The sequence below is a fragment of the Aphanothece sacrum FPU1 genome (assembly GCF_003864295.1).
Taxonomy (GTDB): domain Bacteria; phylum Cyanobacteriota; class Cyanobacteriia; order Cyanobacteriales; family Microcystaceae; genus Aphanothece_B; species Aphanothece_B sacrum.
This window is the reverse complement of record NZ_BDQK01000013.1, coordinates 1,091,473-1,107,948: the sequence shown is the minus strand read 5'-3', so window position 1 is coordinate 1,107,948 and position 16,476 is coordinate 1,091,473. Positions and strand designations below refer to the sequence as shown.

At 38.5% G+C, this 16,476-nt stretch carries 13 protein-coding genes; 6 read left to right on the top strand and 7 right to left on the bottom strand.

Annotation, left to right across the window (positions count from 1 at the left end):
- Positions 1 to 111: 111 nt before the first annotated feature.
- Positions 112 to 1,245 (bottom strand): HetZ-related protein 2, encoded by a 1,134-nt coding sequence (locus AsFPU1_RS16165; protein WP_124974583.1) that lies wholly within the window; start codon positions 1,243 to 1,245, stop codon positions 112 to 114.
- A 221-nt stretch (positions 1,246 to 1,466) separates the two neighbouring features.
- Between AsFPU1_RS16165 and AsFPU1_RS16160 the strand changes: the two genes are divergently transcribed.
- Both AsFPU1_RS16160 and AsFPU1_RS16155 read left to right on the top strand, forming a co-directional pair.
- On the top strand, positions 1,467 to 1,979 hold the full coding sequence (locus AsFPU1_RS16160) for an urease accessory protein UreE (protein ID WP_124974581.1): 513 nt from the start codon (positions 1,467 to 1,469) through the stop codon (positions 1,977 to 1,979).
- A gap of 132 nt (positions 1,980 to 2,111) precedes the next feature.
- Positions 2,112 to 2,807 carry an urease accessory protein UreF gene (locus AsFPU1_RS16155; protein ID WP_124974579.1) on the top strand — a complete coding sequence of 232 codons (696 nt, stop codon included), beginning with the start codon at positions 2,112 to 2,114 and terminating at the stop codon, positions 2,805 to 2,807.
- 23 nt (positions 2,808 to 2,830) lie between these two features.
- On the opposite strand, the gene gmk is transcribed toward AsFPU1_RS16155, so the two are convergent.
- The 5 genes from gmk to hisA form a co-directional block, all read right to left on the bottom strand.
- Positions 2,831 to 3,397: a guanylate kinase gene (gene gmk / locus AsFPU1_RS16150; RefSeq protein ID WP_124974577.1), complete on the bottom strand. Its 567-nt coding sequence runs from the start codon at positions 3,395 to 3,397 to the stop codon at positions 2,831 to 2,833.
- Between the two features lie 16 nt (positions 3,398 to 3,413).
- A complete protein-coding gene (gene remA / locus AsFPU1_RS16145) occupies positions 3,414 to 3,683 on the bottom strand; it encodes an extracellular matrix/biofilm regulator RemA (protein ID WP_124974575.1) in 270 nt (89 codons plus the stop codon).
- Between the two features lie 191 nt (positions 3,684 to 3,874).
- Positions 3,875 to 4,999 carry a glycosyltransferase gene (locus AsFPU1_RS16140; RefSeq protein ID WP_124974573.1) on the bottom strand — a complete coding sequence of 375 codons (1,125 nt, stop codon included), beginning with the start codon at positions 4,997 to 4,999 and terminating at the stop codon, positions 3,875 to 3,877.
- A gap of 226 nt (positions 5,000 to 5,225) precedes the next feature.
- Entirely contained in the window at positions 5,226 to 6,794 is a 1,569-nt protein-coding gene (locus AsFPU1_RS16135; RefSeq protein ID WP_124974571.1) for a hydantoinase B/oxoprolinase family protein, read from the bottom strand.
- A gap of 77 nt (positions 6,795 to 6,871) precedes the next feature.
- Positions 6,872 to 7,645: a 1-(5-phosphoribosyl)-5-[(5-phosphoribosylamino)methylideneamino]imidazole-4-carboxamide isomerase gene (gene hisA / locus AsFPU1_RS16130; protein WP_124974569.1), complete on the bottom strand. Its 774-nt coding sequence runs from the start codon at positions 7,643 to 7,645 to the stop codon at positions 6,872 to 6,874.
- 276 nt (positions 7,646 to 7,921) lie between these two features.
- Here hisA and AsFPU1_RS16125 point away from each other — a divergent pair, with 276 nt between their 5' ends.
- Positions 7,922 to 9,487 carry an NAD(P)H-quinone oxidoreductase subunit N gene (locus tag AsFPU1_RS16125; protein WP_124974567.1) on the top strand — a complete coding sequence of 522 codons (1,566 nt, stop codon included), beginning with the start codon at positions 7,922 to 7,924 and terminating at the stop codon, positions 9,485 to 9,487.
- Positions 9,488 to 9,626: 139 nt separating this feature from the next.
- Here the strand turns inward: AsFPU1_RS16125 and AsFPU1_RS16120 are convergent, their stop codons facing one another.
- Entirely contained in the window at positions 9,627 to 10,904 is a 1,278-nt protein-coding gene (locus AsFPU1_RS16120) for an RNA-guided endonuclease InsQ/TnpB family protein (protein ID WP_124974565.1), read from the bottom strand.
- 683 nt (positions 10,905 to 11,587) lie between these two features.
- Between AsFPU1_RS16120 and AsFPU1_RS16115 the strand changes: the two genes are divergently transcribed.
- The 3 genes from AsFPU1_RS16115 to AsFPU1_RS16105 all read left to right on the top strand — a co-directional run bounded on the left by AsFPU1_RS16115 (position 11,588) and on the right by AsFPU1_RS16105 (position 16,319).
- Positions 11,588 to 11,806 (top strand): hypothetical protein, encoded by a 219-nt coding sequence (locus tag AsFPU1_RS16115; RefSeq protein ID WP_124974563.1) that lies wholly within the window; start codon positions 11,588 to 11,590, stop codon positions 11,804 to 11,806.
- A 111-nt stretch (positions 11,807 to 11,917) separates the two neighbouring features.
- Positions 11,918 to 14,653, top strand: a complete 2,736-nt coding sequence (locus AsFPU1_RS16110) for a two-partner secretion domain-containing protein (RefSeq protein WP_124974593.1) — start codon at positions 11,918 to 11,920, stop codon at positions 14,651 to 14,653.
- A 7-nt stretch (positions 14,654 to 14,660) separates the two neighbouring features.
- A complete protein-coding gene (locus AsFPU1_RS16105; protein ID WP_227873502.1) occupies positions 14,661 to 16,319 on the top strand; it encodes a ShlB/FhaC/HecB family hemolysin secretion/activation protein in 1,659 nt (552 codons plus the stop codon).
- The last annotated feature ends 157 nt before the right edge of the window (positions 16,320 to 16,476 follow it).

Below are 16,476 nucleotides of genomic sequence, written 5' to 3'. Positions count from 1 at the left end.
TGATAATTTTCTCAGGGAAGACAATTTGTCACAAAAATTAATACTTTATACTGAAAATTCAGTTTGAGGAGTCTAAAACTTGCCCAATTTCAAGAATAAACTTGGACAAAATTAGACATTACTACGCAGTGACTGAGCTTTTAAATAAATTTGCCGCCATTCATTCATGATCTGAGTTTTTTTCCAGTTCATAGATTTGGCAATTTCTTCTAATGATTGATTCTCTTTAAGATAATCAAGAATTTGTTTTTGCTCAGTGCTTAATTCTTGTCGAAATATTTGCCATTGTTGCAAAGTTAATCCTAAATTATGTTCTTTAAGAGAGATTTCTAACCAATTAGCTACTAATTCAGGATTTTCTTTAAGAGCAAATACTTGAATCGCATGATATCCGACCTTTTCCCTAAGTCGATAAATAGTTTTAATTGGCATTTTTAATGCTTCAGCGATCGCTTCTTGAGTTTGTCCTTGTAGATAAAGTTTAAGCCATTCAACCGCTTCTTGTCCTAATTTTTTAGCTAAATAAGTTTCAAATTCCTCTTTAACATTTTGACGTAAAACTTTTTTTTCTTCCCATTGCTGTGCTTCTTCATAATCAGCAACAGCTTGAGAATCAAGTAAACTAAAGGAATTATCAGATTCATTAGTGATAATTTCTTCAGAAATTAGATGGACATTTTGTTTTTGAGGAACTTGGGTCATTCCTCCCTTTTGAGAACGACGTAAATAATTAACAAAACGATACACTAATAAAGGTTGATTGCGAACTGGACGCAAACAATATTCTTCAATAATAGTTAATAATAAACTGTTCCTTAAACGCTCATCTGATGTACATTGGGAGATCCAGGTAATTTGGGACTGAATATAGTGATCACTATGCAACATTTCTTGTATAATATCTTGTAATACATCCGTTACGGCTCTTTGGCGATCGCGGCTAAGAGATATCCAAGTACGAATTTTATTGCGTAAGACAGTGACCGACCCTAAACGGTTCATGAGGTTACGATAAGCTTGGGTGGGACTTTTCCCTATATAACGTTGTTGTAAAACGCGATAACGGTACTCCATTCCTTGTTGAAGTAGCATCAGTTTTTCGGGTGTGAATGTCTCCCACTCGGTTGTATCTTCCCCTAATAACCAATTAATAATACTGTCTCGGACATCTTGGTTTTGGGTTATCTCATTTTCTAATAAACGGGTGTGCCAATTTTGCTTTAACTGATCTACTATATTTGTCATTGATTTATAACATTGACCCTATATTATGATAGAACTTCAAGTTCTTTTCCTAATTTACTATGAAATTGTCCTTCTTTTTTGGGTTGCAGTATTTTCAGTATTTTTTCTTAAATAAGACTTACGCAAGTCTTGTAGAAACTCAGTATTTTGCTAGGGTCAATTTATGAACTAACCCTACAGGTAGTATTCAAGATTACATTCTAACTTCTAATTAACTGATTATGACTGAACTAGCACACATCTATTTAGGCAATATTTTGAGTAATGAGAAACTAGGTAAGCGAATCATCTCAGAACCTTATTTAGAAGTATCTTTAAGTCCAACTGATAAAGGGAAAGGACGGATACATACCCAAACTCATTGTGGTCTTGAAATTGGTATTATAAAAAGTCGAGATTGGTCACTTCAAGAAGGAGATGTACTAAAAACGATCCAGGGACAGTTAATACTGATTCATTTACAACCACAAAAGGTAATGGTACTTAGTTTTACTCAATTAATGTGTGATTCCCCTCTGAGTTTAATTCATTTAGGTCATACTCTTGGTAATCATCATTGGCCAATTATTGTACAAGATAACAAAATTTATGTTCAATTAAGTTTAGATGAAAGCGTCATAGAACATACTATTTCTCATTTTAAAATTCCTGGTTTAATCATTGATTATGAATGGAGATTATCTGATCAAATATTAAATTTTACAGAAGTTAACCATCATGACCAAGATGGTTAATGAAGTCGCCAAGTCGCCAAGTTCCTTCGGCGCGAGTGCATCGGAAGTTGTTTTTGTAACGGGGATTTAAACCACTTTACAAAAACGTTTCGCCTCAAAAAGCGAGGTTTTAGACCCAATTATTTTGATAAAATGTCAGTAAATATCTCCCAAAAACTTACTTTAATGCAGCTATCAGATTCTTTCTTTCCTTCTGGTAGTTTTACTTTATCTCATGGTTTAGAAACCTTAGTTCAAACTGAACAAATACAAAATACTCAAGATTTATTAATCTTTTTGCAACTCTTATTACGCAATAAGATTGGGCCAACAGATGGGGTAGCATTGCTTCATGCTTATCGAGGAAGTGTTAATAATGATCTCGATAAAATACGTCAAGCAGATACTTATTTATTAGCCCAAACTTTGATTGAGAAAACCCGTGAAACAGGGCGAAAAAGTGGACGTGCTTTATTAATGATTGCAACTCAAACTTGGCCCGACCTTCAGCTAACTATCCTTACTCAAGAAGTAGCCCAAGGTCATATTTATGGCTTACATCCCGTTATTTTTGGGGTTGTGGGGCGTGTTGCTGGATTAAATGATGCCGATACCATATTAGCCTTTTTACATGGCTTTGTGACAGGTTTATTAGGGGCAGCAATTCGTTTAAGTGTCATTGGACATCGCCAAGCTCAACAAATCTTACAACAATTAGTGCCTGATCTTGAAGCAACTTATCAGATTATTATTAGCTTAAATCTTGATCAAATGTGGTCTTGTACTCCTGTAATCGATCTAGCTCAAATGGGTCATAATAAGTTATCTCGTCGATTATTTGCTAATTAAACAATAAAAATTAGTAATCACTTTTAAGGGAAAATATTGTCAGAAAAAATAGCAATTTCTAACTCTTGTAAAGCTTTTTCTAGGTTATCATTAACGACAGTTTTATCAAAGTCTTGACTCGCGTTTAATTCCTCTTTTGCCCTCTCAAGACGACGAATAATAGCCGCTTCTGCGTCATTTCCCCTTCCTCTGAGACGGCGTTCTAATTCCTCTACAGAAGGGGGAAGAATAAAAATTCTCAAGGCATCAGGAAATGTCTGTTTAATGGAGTTGGCACCAACCACTTCAATTTCTAAAATAACGGTGCTTCCTTGGTTAATTTTCTCCTCTACTTTAGCGCGAGGAGTTCCATAATAATTCCCTGCATATTCGGCCCATTCGAGTAACTGTTCTTGTTGAATCATTTTCTCAAATTCGGCGCGAGTGACAAAATAGTAATCTTGACCATCAATTTCCCCAAAACGGGGAGAACGGGTGGTAGTAGATATCGATAAGTAAAGGTGGTCATGGCGTGCTAATAAAGCACGAACCAAGGTTCCTTTACCTACGCCACTCGGGCCAGTCAGTACAATGAGTTTTCCTGATGCCATGAGTAAATATTATACTTTAGTTACTATTGACAGTGGCTTCTTTACTGCTGACAAACCGATGCGCTACGGTTTCAGGTTGAATGGCAGATAAGACCACATGACTCGAATCTGTAATAATTACAGCACGAGTTCGCCGTCCATAGGTAGCATCCACCAGTTGACCGCGTTCGCGGGCATCTGTAATAATACGTTTAATGGGGGCTGATTCGGGGCTGACAATAGCAACCACCCGATTCGCAGAAACGATATTTCCAAAGCCGATATTGATCAATTGAATGCTTTCCATAGTGAGTAACGGCTATGCCGTGTGAGAAGCAATTAATAAACTACTTTTTCCATGATATCGATAAAAATCAAGAGTTACAACGTTTAAACTGATTTAACTACTTATTTTTTAGTTTTTTTTCAGCTTTTTCTCATATTTTTACCAAAATTACCCACACCAATCCACATTTAGTCCCATAAAAATCTTCAAATTTAGATCAAAGATGCTAGTTTTTTAGACAAAGTTTCTGGACTAAACTGTTCTAATGTTGACTCTCTTAACCAAGTTCCTTGACAACGTTGGTCATTTCCTTGGAGAATTTCTAGACATCCTTGGGCTACCGCCTCGGCATCTCTGTGGGAAACTCGCCAACCGACTCGCCCATCTTGTAGGGGATCGGCTGAACCATCAGCATCCCCTGACAATACAGGAATTCCGCAAGCCATGGCCTCTAAATAAACTATGCCAAAACCTTCTTGAGAGGGCATAATATAAGCATCGGCCACCCGATAATGCTTGACTAGATCTTCTGTGGGAACAAATCCCGCAAAGACGACGCGATCGCTAACTCCTAGATCTTTGGCTAATTCCTCTAACCGAGGGAGATCGTCTCCTCGTCCTATGACAAGATACTTTACATTAGGACGGGATTGTAAAATTTTCGGTAAGGCTCTAATCGTAACATCGACCCCCTTATAGATGTCTCCTGACCATAATCGGGCTACCGTCATTATTATTTTAGCATCTTTTAAACCATATTTTAACAATAATTCTGGAGGTTTTTCTCCGGGAGTAAATTGATTTCCCTTGACAATACAAGGTAAAATTTCTACGGTTTTGGGATCAATTTTATTGGCTTCACAAAGGCGATCTCTACTATAACGACTAATTGTCCAAATTGAGTCGGCATTTTGTAGGGCTTTTTGTTGGCTTTTTGGTAAAGGTTTCCAAACTTCTTTTCCGTAGGTTAAAATTGTGTAAGGAATTCCCAACGGTTGACAGAAAAATTGAATTAATGTAGCTAGATTTATATGGCCACAAAATACTTTTTTAGGACGGGTTTTAATTAAATGATTTAGGAGAGAAAATGCTAAATTTAACCGTCCTTTCCAAGGGGGAATAGTTTTCAGATAATGAAAGTTAATTAAGTCTGTTTTGAAAGGGTTATCACAGTCTGGACTATCTCTTAATAAGAAAATATCCGTAGTTGGAGGGTTTTGAGATTGTTCAATTAAAGATATATAAGCAAGTATGACATCTTTAACATAAGCTTGTATTCCTCCTTCTTGGGAGAAGATTTCTAGGAAGACAAAAGTATAATTGGATTGTTTAGACATTTTTTCGGATTATCAGTTAGGAATAGGGCAAGGATTAATAATTTTACTAATTCTATAATAACTCAAATTTGTTCTTGACAACCTTGACTTGACATGATATTATATAGATAATGGAAAAGCATTGCGCCTATAAAATGCTTCTAAAAAAATGCCATACCCAAATCACAATGATTGACAAAAATATGGGGCATGGCAACATTAATATTGTGGTAATTTTCACAGATTGTTAATGCCATGCCCCTACAGGGTTAAACTTGTTAAACCCACCACCACCGGGAGTTTCTATAATAAAAGTATCTTCATGATTCATTTCAACTGTATCCGTACTGCTTAAAATTTCCTCAGTTCCATCATGACGTTTTACCCAATTTTTACCAACTTTCCCTGGTTCACCTCCTGCTAACCCAAAAGTCGAAATTAAACGATGATTAGAAAGAATATTAGCGGTCATATTTTCCAAGAATTTAATTTTTCTAATAACTCCATTTCCTCCCGAATATTGACCCTTTCCTCCACTATTATAACGAATGCAAAAATCTTCTATTAATACGGGATACCGAAATTCTAATACTTCGGGGTCAGTCAAACGAGAATTAGTCATATGAGTATGAACTGCATCAGTTCCATTAAAGTTAATTCCTGCACCAGAACCCCCACAAATTGTCTCATAATATTGATATTTTTCATTACCAAATGTAAAATTATTCATAGTTCCTTGAGATGCAGCTAAAACGCCTAATGCGCCATATAAAGCATCAACAACTGCTTGAGAAGTTTCTACATTTCCAGCAACAACTGCGGCCGGATATTTAGGGTTAAGCATACAACCTTCAGGAATAATAATATTGAGAGGTTTAAGACATCCAGCATTAAGAGGAATATTATCATCAACTAAGGTTCTAAACACATATAAAACTGCTGCTTGTGTCACCGCTTTAGGTGCATTAAAATTATTATTAAGTTGCTCAGAAGTTCCTGTAAAATCAATAATAGCACTTCTATTATTAGCATCTATGGTTACTTTAACTTGAATCTTTGCCCCATTATCTAACTCATAAATAAATGAGCCATTGCTTAACACATCAATTGCTTTTTTGACAGATTCTTCAGCATTATCTTGAACAAACTTCATATAAGCTTGAACAGTTTCTAATCCATAATTTGAAACCATTTTATGAAGTTCTTGGAGTCCTTTTTCATTGGCAGCAATTTGAGCTTGAAAATCCGCAATATTTTGCTCTGGATTTCTAGCTGGATAGGGATTATCTGCTAAAATCTCCCTTAACGTTACTTCTTGAAATTGTCCTTTATTAACTAAAATAAAGTTATCAAATAAGATACCTTCTTCTATAATAGAAGTTGAATGAGGAGGCATCGAACCTGGAGTAATGCCCCCAATATCAGATTGATGTCCTCTAGAGGCAACATAGAATAAAATCTGCTGATTACTATCATCAAATACAGGAGTAATAGCGGTTACATCAGGTAAATGAGTTCCGCCATTATAAGGGTTATTTGAGAGATAAACATCTCCAGATTTTAATAGATTACCTTTATCTTGAATTAAACTTTTAATACTTTCACTCATACTCCCTAAATGTACAGGAATATGGGGTGCATTAGCTACTAATAATCCTTGTTGATCGAAAATAGCACAGGAAAAATCAAGCCGTTCTTTGATATTAACAGAAGATGCTGTATTTTGTAGAGTAATCCCCATTTGTTCCGCAATAAACTGATAGAGATTTTTGAATATTTCGAGATAAATGGGATCGGGTTTAGAGAGAGTTTGCATTTTTCTATTGAACAAATTCGATTCAATGGATAATTAACTATTCATTATCCATGATCAATTGTTAAAGTAGGTGTAGTTCAAGCTAAAGCTGAGGTTCCCAAATCAGGAGGAATATCTTGCCAACGGCCTGGCCCGATAGCGCGTAAAGCTTCTGATAGATTAACGTCTCCCGTATATAAAGCTTTTCCGACAATGACCCCAGTTACTCCCAAAGGTTCTAAAGCGAGTAACCCTAATAAGTCGGTTAAGGAACTAACTCCACCTGAGGCAATAATGGGGATACTAAGATGATTGGCTAATTCCCTTAATGCTTCATGGTTTGGCCCGCTTAAAGTGCCATCTCGATGAATATCCGTATAAATAATCGCCGCTACACCTAATTTAGCCATTTCTTGAGCTAAACTTGTTGCTAAGACTTCAGAAGTTTCTAACCAACCTCTAGTGGCCACTTTTCCGTTACGAGCATCAATTCCCACAGCGATTTGTCCAGGGAAGGCACGACACAGTTCTTCAACTAAAGAAGGATTTTCGACGGCTACGGTTCCTAAAATAGCCCGTTCTACCCCTAAATTAAATAACTCAGCCACACTAGGGCGATCGCGTAATCCTCCCCCCACTTGTACTGGAATGGAAATTGCCTTAACAATGGCTTCAATAGTCCCTAAATTGACTGGTTTCCCTTGTTTTGCTCCATCAAGATCCACCAGATGTAAGCGGGTTGCGCCTTCGGCGGCCCATTGTCGGGCCACTTCGACAGGGTTCTCATTATAAACTTGGGATTGTTGGTAATCTCCTTGATAGAGACGTACACAGCGTCCGTCAAGAAGGTCGATCGCGGGGATAACATCCATTGTTATTGATTCTTGGAATTCACTCCTCCCATTATAGATATATTTTAGATTAGTAAATGTATATTGATAATTATTCAGAAAGAAACTGTAAATATATTTGCAGAAACTTTACCGTTAAATATTTATTAATTAATTGGCGATCGCCACCTTAAAAATTAGCCTAATATTGCTGTGGTCATTTATCATTCAGAAGGAAGCATACCGCTTAAAATCGGATGCTATGCCTTACGCTTAAAGATTAAGTGCTTTTTTCTCAACAAGCTGTTTGATAACTCTATGGATTTTTCGGCTACTATAGCAAGTCAACTCAATGCAGGAACAATTGTTCCCGAAGGAATTGTCATTATTACCCTGATGATCATTCTGATCGGTGATCTAATCGTTGGACGCAGTTCTAAAACTTGGATACCCTATGCGGCGATCGCGGGGTTACTAAGTTCTATTGTCGCCCTTTGTCTGACCTGGGATCTCCCTAACCCTGTAGGGTTTTTAGGGGCCTTCAATAGCGATAATCTCAGTATCGTTTTTCGGGGTATTATTGCCCTTTCTACCGTCGTTACCATCCTCATGTCAGTCCGATATGTGGAACAAACCGGAACCTCTTTAGCTGAATTCATTGCCATTATGTTAACAGCCACTTTAGGGGGAATGTTCCTCTGTGGGGCTAATGAACTGGTAATGATTTTCATTTCCCTAGAGATGTTAAGTATCTCCTCTTATTTAATGACAGGATACATGAAACGAGATCCTCGTTCTAATGAAGCGGCCTTAAAATATCTCTTAATTGGGGCCTCAAGTTCGGCGATTTTCTTGTATGGGATGTCCTTACTTTATGGCTTATCTGGAGGAGAAACAACCCTAGACAAGATTGCGGTTAATATTACTCATCTTAATGGTGGACAATCTTTAGGTATAGCAGTTGCCCTAGTTTTCATCATTGCTGGAATTGCCTTTAAAATTTCTGCAGTTCCCTTTCATCAATGGACTCCTGATGTTTATGAAGGTTCTCCTACCCCTGTAGTAGCTTTTTTATCTGTAGGTTCAAAAGCGGCCGGTTTTGCTTTAGCCATTCGCTTATTAGTAACGGCCTTTGCTTCTGTCACCCAAGAATGGCACCTTATTTTTACGGCCTTGGCTATCCTTAGTATGGTCTTAGGAAACGTAGTAGCTTTGGCCCAAACCAGTATGAAGCGGATGTTAGCTTATTCTTCTATTGGCCAAGCAGGATTTGTCATGATTGGTTTAACCGCAGGAACCGATGCTGGCTACTCTAGCATGGTCTTTTACCTGTTGATTTACCTGTTTATGAACTTAGGGGCCTTTACCGGGGTGATTCTCTTTGCTTTACGCACAGGAACCGATCAAATTAGCGAATATGCGGGATTGTATCAAAAAGATCCCCTGTTAACCCTCGGTTTAAGTCTGTGTCTCTTGTCTTTAGGGGGTATTCCTCCCCTAGCTGGCTTTTTCGGGAAAATTTATCTATTTTGGGCCGGTTGGCAAGCTGAACTCTATGGACTGGTGATCTTAGCTTTAGTTACTAGTGTAGTATCTATTTATTACTACATTCGGGTGGTGAAAATGATGGTAGTTAAAGAACCCCAGGAGATGTCAGAATCCGTGAAAAACTACCCAGAAATTCGCTGGAATTTACCTGGAATGCGTCCTCTACAAGTAGGTCTAGTATTATCAGTGATTGCTACTTCCCTAGCAGGAATTTTGTCTAATCCTCTGTTTAACTTAGCCAATGAATCGGTGACAAGTACCCCGATTTTACAATCTGCCATTGTCAATACCCGCATCTCTCAAGGAGAAATACCGCCAAATCTTCCCCTTCAATAATCCTAAGTAGGGTGGGCAATGCCCACCTTATTTAATCGTAGGTTGGGGAACCACTCCGGTCTTGGGGTTTCCCCAAGTAGAGGAAGTGGCGTTTGAGGCACGAAACCCAACAAACCTAAATCGTGACATCCTCCCGACGCTAACTGCTAAGAGCAGTATAGCGCGGGCTTCCCCATATCACTATGAGGCTTTCGGGGCTTTTACGGGACGCTCTAGATACCTTTTTAGGGATATCCCCGATGACATCTTCCTCCACAGGCAGCTTGACCCCCAGTCCGAGGGCTGCAAGTCCACGTTGCTCAACAACCATAGCTGAAGCAACATCCCTATCGGTTAAAAAACCACAATGAGAACAATCATGTACTCGTTGAGACAGTTCTTTTTTACCAGTTACTACGCTACAATTGGGACATATTTGACTGGTAAAATTAGCGTCAACTTTCTCAAAATAAACATCTCGTTTCCAAGCAACGTGCTTCAATGATTCCAAAAAAACACCAAAACCCGCATCAAGAGTATGCTTGCATAGCATCCCTCTAGACATGGCTTTTAAGTTTAAATCCTCAGCAAAGATTATGTTCGATTGGTCACAAAGATGATGAGCTACTTGATAATGAAAGTTTTTACGAGTGTTGTAAATATGTTCATGAAGTCTAGCTACTTTTTGAATAGCTTTAAGTCGATTTTTAGACCCTTTTTGTTTTTTGGCTAGTTTTCGTTGTAGCCATTTAAGCTTACTTTGAAGTTCGACAAAAAACTTGGGTCTAGCAATCAGTTCCCCAAGAGATGTGGCAATAAATTTCTCCAGCCCCAAATCAATACCCAAAGATTTTCCTTGAGGCTTTGCAGAAGGTATTTTGACATCTGATTGAATACAAATGACAGCATACCAACCAGAAGCTTTTTTAACTATCTGAACTTGTTTAACGATAAATCCATCAGGAATAGGGCGGTGTAGATTAATTAGAACATCCCCTATTTTTGGGAGTTTTAATTGATACCCTGTTATCGGATTTTCCGTGAATTGAGGAAAATTAATTGAGCGAAACTGACCATATTTCTTAAAACGAGGAAAACCAAAACTTCGTTTCCAGAAAAAGTTAAACGCTTTATCCAAACGACCCATAACCTCTTGCAATACCTGAGATTGAACTCGTTTAAGTTCTGGATATTGTTTTTTAGCTATTGTTAAGGCTTTTTTCTGTTTATAATAGTCGGGAAAGGGCTGGTGAGCAGGTATGATATATTCAGAATGAAGACTACAAGCGTTAACCTGACATTTACGAGAATTTATCCATTCTTTTCTTTCTGCCAAGGCGTAATTATAAACACCTCGACAAATTTCTAGCCATTCAAGCAATTCTTTCTCTTGACTGGCATCAGGATAAATTCGATAAGCGTAGTTAAGGTTTAACACTTTTATCAACTGAACACATTTTCCATATTATAAAATACTTAGGGGATAATTGTCAATCCCTAGAAAGAAATCATGTACAATAATCACAAGCTTTGTTGTCAATCTCGGCCCCTGCCCTCATCCCGACACCGACCGAAGCGGTACGGTGCGGGGCTTCTCGCAGGGCAAGCTAATACGCCAAATTATCTAGTTATTATATAAATAATTCAGCCCGCGCAGGCGGGCTTTGCTTTTGTCGCTGCACCTTTCAATCTATCAGCATTTGAGGCAGTTAATCAGTCATTAATAATCCCTTTATGAGTTAATCAATAGGTTATTGATTAACTCATTGTAAATATCCGTATTTCCTCTATAATCAGCAAATTTTTTCTGATCATTTTTTTAGTCCGTCATCTCACTAAACATCTGAGATCAATAATAGATGATATGTCTAGCTTATCTAATCGCAAGATAAAATTACCTAATTCCCGTATTTTCTACAGAGAATAAAAAAACTTTTTTTCTTCTAAGTCACGCATTTATCCCATAGTCTTCTCCTTGTATAGCAGCTTATTATGTAAATGTAGAGAGGAACAAAAAGACGAAATAAATCAAGCATAAAAAGCAATGATTTAAATCACAATTTCCTCTTACATTCATCACAATGACTTTCAATTTTAAGCACCCAACAAGGAGACAAAACCATGAAATCCACTAAAATTGTCGCTGCTGCCATCACTGTTACTTTAACTCTTGGTCTTAATGTTTCTGCCTTCGCTGGTGTTGCTCCTAGCAAAACTACTCAAGAAAATAGAGTTGAAAAATCTGAAAAAAATACTGTCAATAAAGCACCGAAAAATATTAGACCCAGTCAAGATGCTCCCTCCCAAGGAAATAAAATATGTCCGAAGGGTTGGTGTTAAGTAACATATAAAAATCCTAACGATGTTAGCATAGCTGGAAATTCGGAGTATAATCAGGTCAAATAAGTTGTTAACTCAGACTAAATTTAGTCAATAGCTCGCTAAATCTTGATGAAAGCTCATGATGACAAGACCTTAAAATGTTTATATCTATTGCTGAGTACCTTAATTGTTGGTGACATCATAGCAACTCCTTTAGTTTTAGCTCAAGTTACTAGTGATGGAACCCTACCAACTCAGATAATCCCCAATAATAATCAGTTGGTTATTATTGGTGGAGTGCAAGCAGGAAATAATTTATTCCACAGTTTTAGTGAGTTTTCTGTCCCTGCTAATCAGGAAGCTTTCTTTAATAACTCTCTAACTGCTCAAAATATTATAAGTCGTGTTACGGGTAACTCTGTATCTAATATTCAGGGACTTATCCGAGCAAATGGCTTAGCGAATCTGATTTTAATTAATCCTAATGGGATTATCTTCGGCCCCAATGCCCAAATTAATATTGGCGGATCATTTCTAGCTAGTACGGCAGATAGTTTAAAGTTTGCTGATGGTTCCCAATTTAGTGTAACTAATACCCAAAACACACCCCTATTAACCATGAGTGTGCCAGTGGGGTTACAATTTGGAGGGAATCCCGGATCTATTGTTAATAATGCCACAAATCTTCAACTAAATATTAACAGTACTTTTGCCTTAGTGGGTGGTAATATTTCCTTTTCAGGTGCAACTCTACAGGTAAAAGAAGGAAGGGTAGAACTCGGCAGTGTGGGGCCTAACAGTCAGGTTCAAGTAACTTTTATCAATCCTGGATTTGTGTTAGCGTATTCGGGAGTCAATAATTTCAGGGATATTTCTTTATCGGGAGAAACACGCATTGCGGGCAATAACTCAGTCATTCAGTTACAGGGTAATAAGATAACCTTGAATCAAGCCGACATTATTAGTACAACTGAAGGAGAAAGAGCGGCAGGGGATTTAATTGTAAATGGGTTAGAATCTGTGGAAATTATTGGCAGTCGAACATCAAGCTTTGTGAGTAGTTTATCAGCAGAAGTAGATTCGGATGCAACGGGGGAGGGGGGCAATATTATTGTCAATACTCCAAAGTTAATCCTTCGAGATGGAGCAGTAATATCAGCAGGAAGTGGAGGAGAAGGAGCAGGAGGAACAGTGGAAATCAATGCCTCAGACTCTATTGAGTTAATTGGTACAGGGTTTTCTACTCCGAGTTTATTGGCAACGAATACAGTAAGTTCTGGTAATGGTGGAGAGGTTCTTGTCAATACTCAAAGGTTAAGTCTGCAAGATGGGGGACAAATCGAAGCTTTTTCCCTTGGTACTGGTCGTGGAGGAACGGTTAGAATTAATGCGGCTGAATCAATAGCAGTTAGTGGTAGTGGTATTGTCCAGAACAGACAACTGAGAGTTCCCAGTCGCATTACTGCTGAATCGGGATTTCAAGACCGACAACTGACAGGGGTTGCTCCTGGAGGTAGTTTGAGCATTAAGACGGGTCAACTAACCGTCATTAATGGGGGTATTATTTCGGCCAGTAGTTTAGGTCAAGGGAATGCGGGAAACGTAGACATTCAAGCTGGTTCTATTTTTCTTAATAATAAAGGGATAATTACCGCATCAAGTGAAGGGACAGGAAATGCCGGAAATTTAAATATAGAAGCCGAACAATTAACTCTAAATGACCTCTCAGAAGTTTCTGTTACCAGTACAGGATTTGGTCAAGGGGGTAATTTATTGATTAAAGCTCCTTTAATTTCCTTAGATAATAATAGTCAACTTACTGCTACCAGTCAGCCCATAACTAACACCAGACTAGCTGATTTAAAGATTAACCCCAATTTGGTCAGCACTAATCAATGGTCAGGCAATGCAGGTAGTTTAAGTCTGGAAACTAAGCAATTAAGTCTCAATAATAACTCTCAGGTAACAGTCAGTAGTTTTGGCTTAGGTAATGGCGGAAACATCAATATTTGGGCTGATAATATCCTGTTAGACAATAATAGTGAACTGACTGCCGAAACCGCATCAGGGGAAGGAGGTAACATTGCCATCATGGCCAAACAATTTTTGATCTTACGACACCATAGTCAGATTTCTACTACTGCCGGAACTCAAGGAGGGGGCGGAAATGGCGGTAACATTGATATTATGGCCCAGTTTATTGTGGCGGTTCCTAATGAAAATAGTGATATTGTGGCTAATGCTTTTGCTGGAAATGGGGGCAATATTCGTATCACGGCCGCTGGAGTGTTTGGTATTGCTGAACGACGACAATTGACTCCTTTAAGCGATATTACGGCTAGTTCCCAATTTGGACAAGTGGGAACTATTGGTATTAACCGGCCTGATGTTGATCCCCAAAGAAGTCTGGCTAAACTACCTACTACTTTAGTCGATCCGAAAAATTTAGTCACTCAGACCTGTAGTCCTGGCGGAACTTTTACTAAAGGAGAGTTTACCATTACGGGACGGGGTGGACTTCCTCCTAACCCCAATGAATTTATCCCAAACTCCCCCGGATTAACAGAATTAGGTTATCCTAACAGGAGTATTCCCCAAGTTGAGCCGAAGGAGGGACAACCATTAGCCCCCCATTCTATGCCTCAGTCTCGTCAGCCCTCGGCAACACAAGCAGATGCTATTGTGGAAGCCCAAGGATGGATCGTGGACGCAAATGGTAAAGTAGTGTTGACGGCTCAATTACCCTCTGTGACTCCTCACAGTCATGGGTTTATGGCACCGACTTGTTATGACTGGTCAACAAGCTCCCTCTCTCTTGATACTTTACCTAATCATGCCCCTAATAGGGGTTCTCTGGTTCACTAACTTGGACATGGAAAGATTGTTAGCTCAAACCGTTGAGATAACCCCTGTTCTGCCTCCATCCCCTCGAAACTTAGACCCCATTCCACCGACTCCCTTACCTGAGAGTCCCCTAGAAACTATCCCAATAAACCCCCCAACTCCCCAAATATTGCCCTCCAACAGTTCACAAACTATTACGGTTCAAAAGTTTCGTTTTGAGGGAAATACTGTCTTTAGTGAGGCAGATTTAGAGAGAGTCACGGTCTTGTTTACTGGTCGTCCCCTTACTTTTGGGGAATTATTAGAGGCTCGTTCAGCCGTAACTCAATTATACGTTAATCAGGGATATGTGACTTCTGGGGCTTATATTCCCCCTCAAACGATGGATCAGGGTCTGATTACTATTAAGATTGTTGAAGGTACTTTAGAAGCTATTAATATAACTGTTGAGGGTAAACTCAGTCCTAACTATGTGCGCGATCGCTTAGCTTTGGCCGGTGGCACTCCTCTCAATGTACCTCGTTTACTAAAAGCCTTACAATTACTACAATTGAATCCTCTAATATCTCAGATTTCGGCGGAATTGTCGGCCAGTCCTCGTCCGGCTAGTAATATTTTAACTGTTAAGGTGTTGACGGCCCGTTCTTTTTACGCCAAAATTCTTTTTGACAATGGACGTAACCCGCAAGTTGGAGAAATTCGACGGGGTGCTGAGTTGTCTGATATTAATATTTCTGGGATGGGTGATACTGTTCAGACAACTTATTATAACACGGATGGCAGTGATGATATTGAAGTTAATTATACAGTTCCGGTTAATGTTTACAATGGAACGCTTAAAGTCGGGTTTAGGAATTTGCGAGGGGAAATTATTGAGGAACCTTTAGATATTTTAGAGATTAATTCTGACTATCAAAAGTATTCTATAAAGTTTCGTCAACCTATTTGGGAAGCTCCTAGTCAAGAGTTAGCAGTGGGGGTTAATATTGATCATCAAAAAAGTAGAACTCGTTATTTAGAGGGCTTGCCATTTCCCGGACGAGGATCGGATAATAATGGTAGAAATTATATTTCTACCTTACGATTTTTTCAGGAATGGGTGACTAGAAGTGAAGCAGAAGTGATGGCCTTTCGGTCTGAGTTTGACTGGGGAATTGATGCTTTTGGGACAACGGTTCCTTTTGATATTGATGTTAATCCTATTACTCCTGATGGTAACTATTTTTTATGGCGGGGACAAGGTCAATGGGTTAAACTTTTTGCCCCTGATACTCTATTTATAGCACGGATAGATTTACAATTGGCGGATCGTCCTATTGTTTCTTTAGAGCAATTTTCTTTGGGAGGTTTGAACAATGTGGAAGGGTATCGACAGAATTCTTTATTAACGGATAATGGAGTTTTTGGTTCCCTTGAATTTCGCATCCCAATTTATCGTATGTCTAAAGACAATTTTGTCGTTCAAATTGTTCCTTTTGCTAATATTGGTACTGGTTGGAATAGTGGCAATGCTCCTAATCCTTCTATTGATACTTTAGCGTCAATCGGGTTAGGTTTACAAGTACAATATGGTAATGTTTTTAGTGCGCGTTTGGACTGGGCTAACCGTTTAGGAAAAGAACTGCTTCAGAATGGTAATTCTTTGCAGGATAATGGATTTCTTTTTACCATTAATATTAGTCCATAGTAGCATTTTTCTAAGAAAGTCGGTTCTATCGGACAAACTATGCTAAATTAATAATTAATGACAGAGCTTATGTCTGATCCTATAAAGACTAAGTCCGCCTGCGCGGACAGCCATTCTAGGTTGCGTAGGCAACCTTTGTTTGTATAGCTTAACTCTG

Excerpts from the sequence above, each read along its gene's own strand:
- AsFPU1_RS16110 (WP_124974593.1), top strand. The coding sequence starts at position 11,918 with ATGAAAGCTCATGATGACAAGACCTTAAAATGTTTATATCTATTGCTG.
- AsFPU1_RS16155 (WP_124974579.1), top strand. The coding sequence starts at position 2,112 with ATGTCAGTAAATATCTCCCAAAAACTTACTTTAATGCAGCTATCAGAT.
- AsFPU1_RS16115 (WP_124974563.1), top strand. The coding sequence starts at position 11,588 with ATGAAATCCACTAAAATTGTCGCTGCTGCCATCACTGTTACTTTAACT.
- AsFPU1_RS16160 (WP_124974581.1), top strand. The coding sequence starts at position 1,467 with ATGACTGAACTAGCACACATCTATTTAGGCAATATTTTGAGTAATGAG.
- gmk (WP_124974577.1), bottom strand. The coding sequence starts at position 3,397 with ATGGCATCAGGAAAACTCATTGTACTGACTGGCCCGAGTGGCGTAGGT.
- AsFPU1_RS16105 (WP_227873502.1), top strand. The coding sequence starts at position 14,661 with ATGGAAAGATTGTTAGCTCAAACCGTTGAGATAACCCCTGTTCTGCCT.
- remA (WP_124974575.1), bottom strand. The coding sequence starts at position 3,683 with ATGGAAAGCATTCAATTGATCAATATCGGCTTTGGAAATATCGTTTCT.
- AsFPU1_RS16165 (WP_124974583.1), bottom strand. The coding sequence starts at position 1,245 with ATGACAAATATAGTAGATCAGTTAAAGCAAAATTGGCACACCCGTTTA.
- hisA (WP_124974569.1), bottom strand. The coding sequence starts at position 7,645 with ATGGATGTTATCCCCGCGATCGACCTTCTTGACGGACGCTGTGTACGT.
- AsFPU1_RS16125 (WP_124974567.1), top strand. The coding sequence starts at position 7,922 with ATGGATTTTTCGGCTACTATAGCAAGTCAACTCAATGCAGGAACAATT.
- AsFPU1_RS16140 (WP_124974573.1), bottom strand. The coding sequence starts at position 4,999 with ATGTCTAAACAATCCAATTATACTTTTGTCTTCCTAGAAATCTTCTCC.
- AsFPU1_RS16135 (WP_124974571.1), bottom strand. The coding sequence starts at position 6,794 with ATGCAAACTCTCTCTAAACCCGATCCCATTTATCTCGAAATATTCAAA.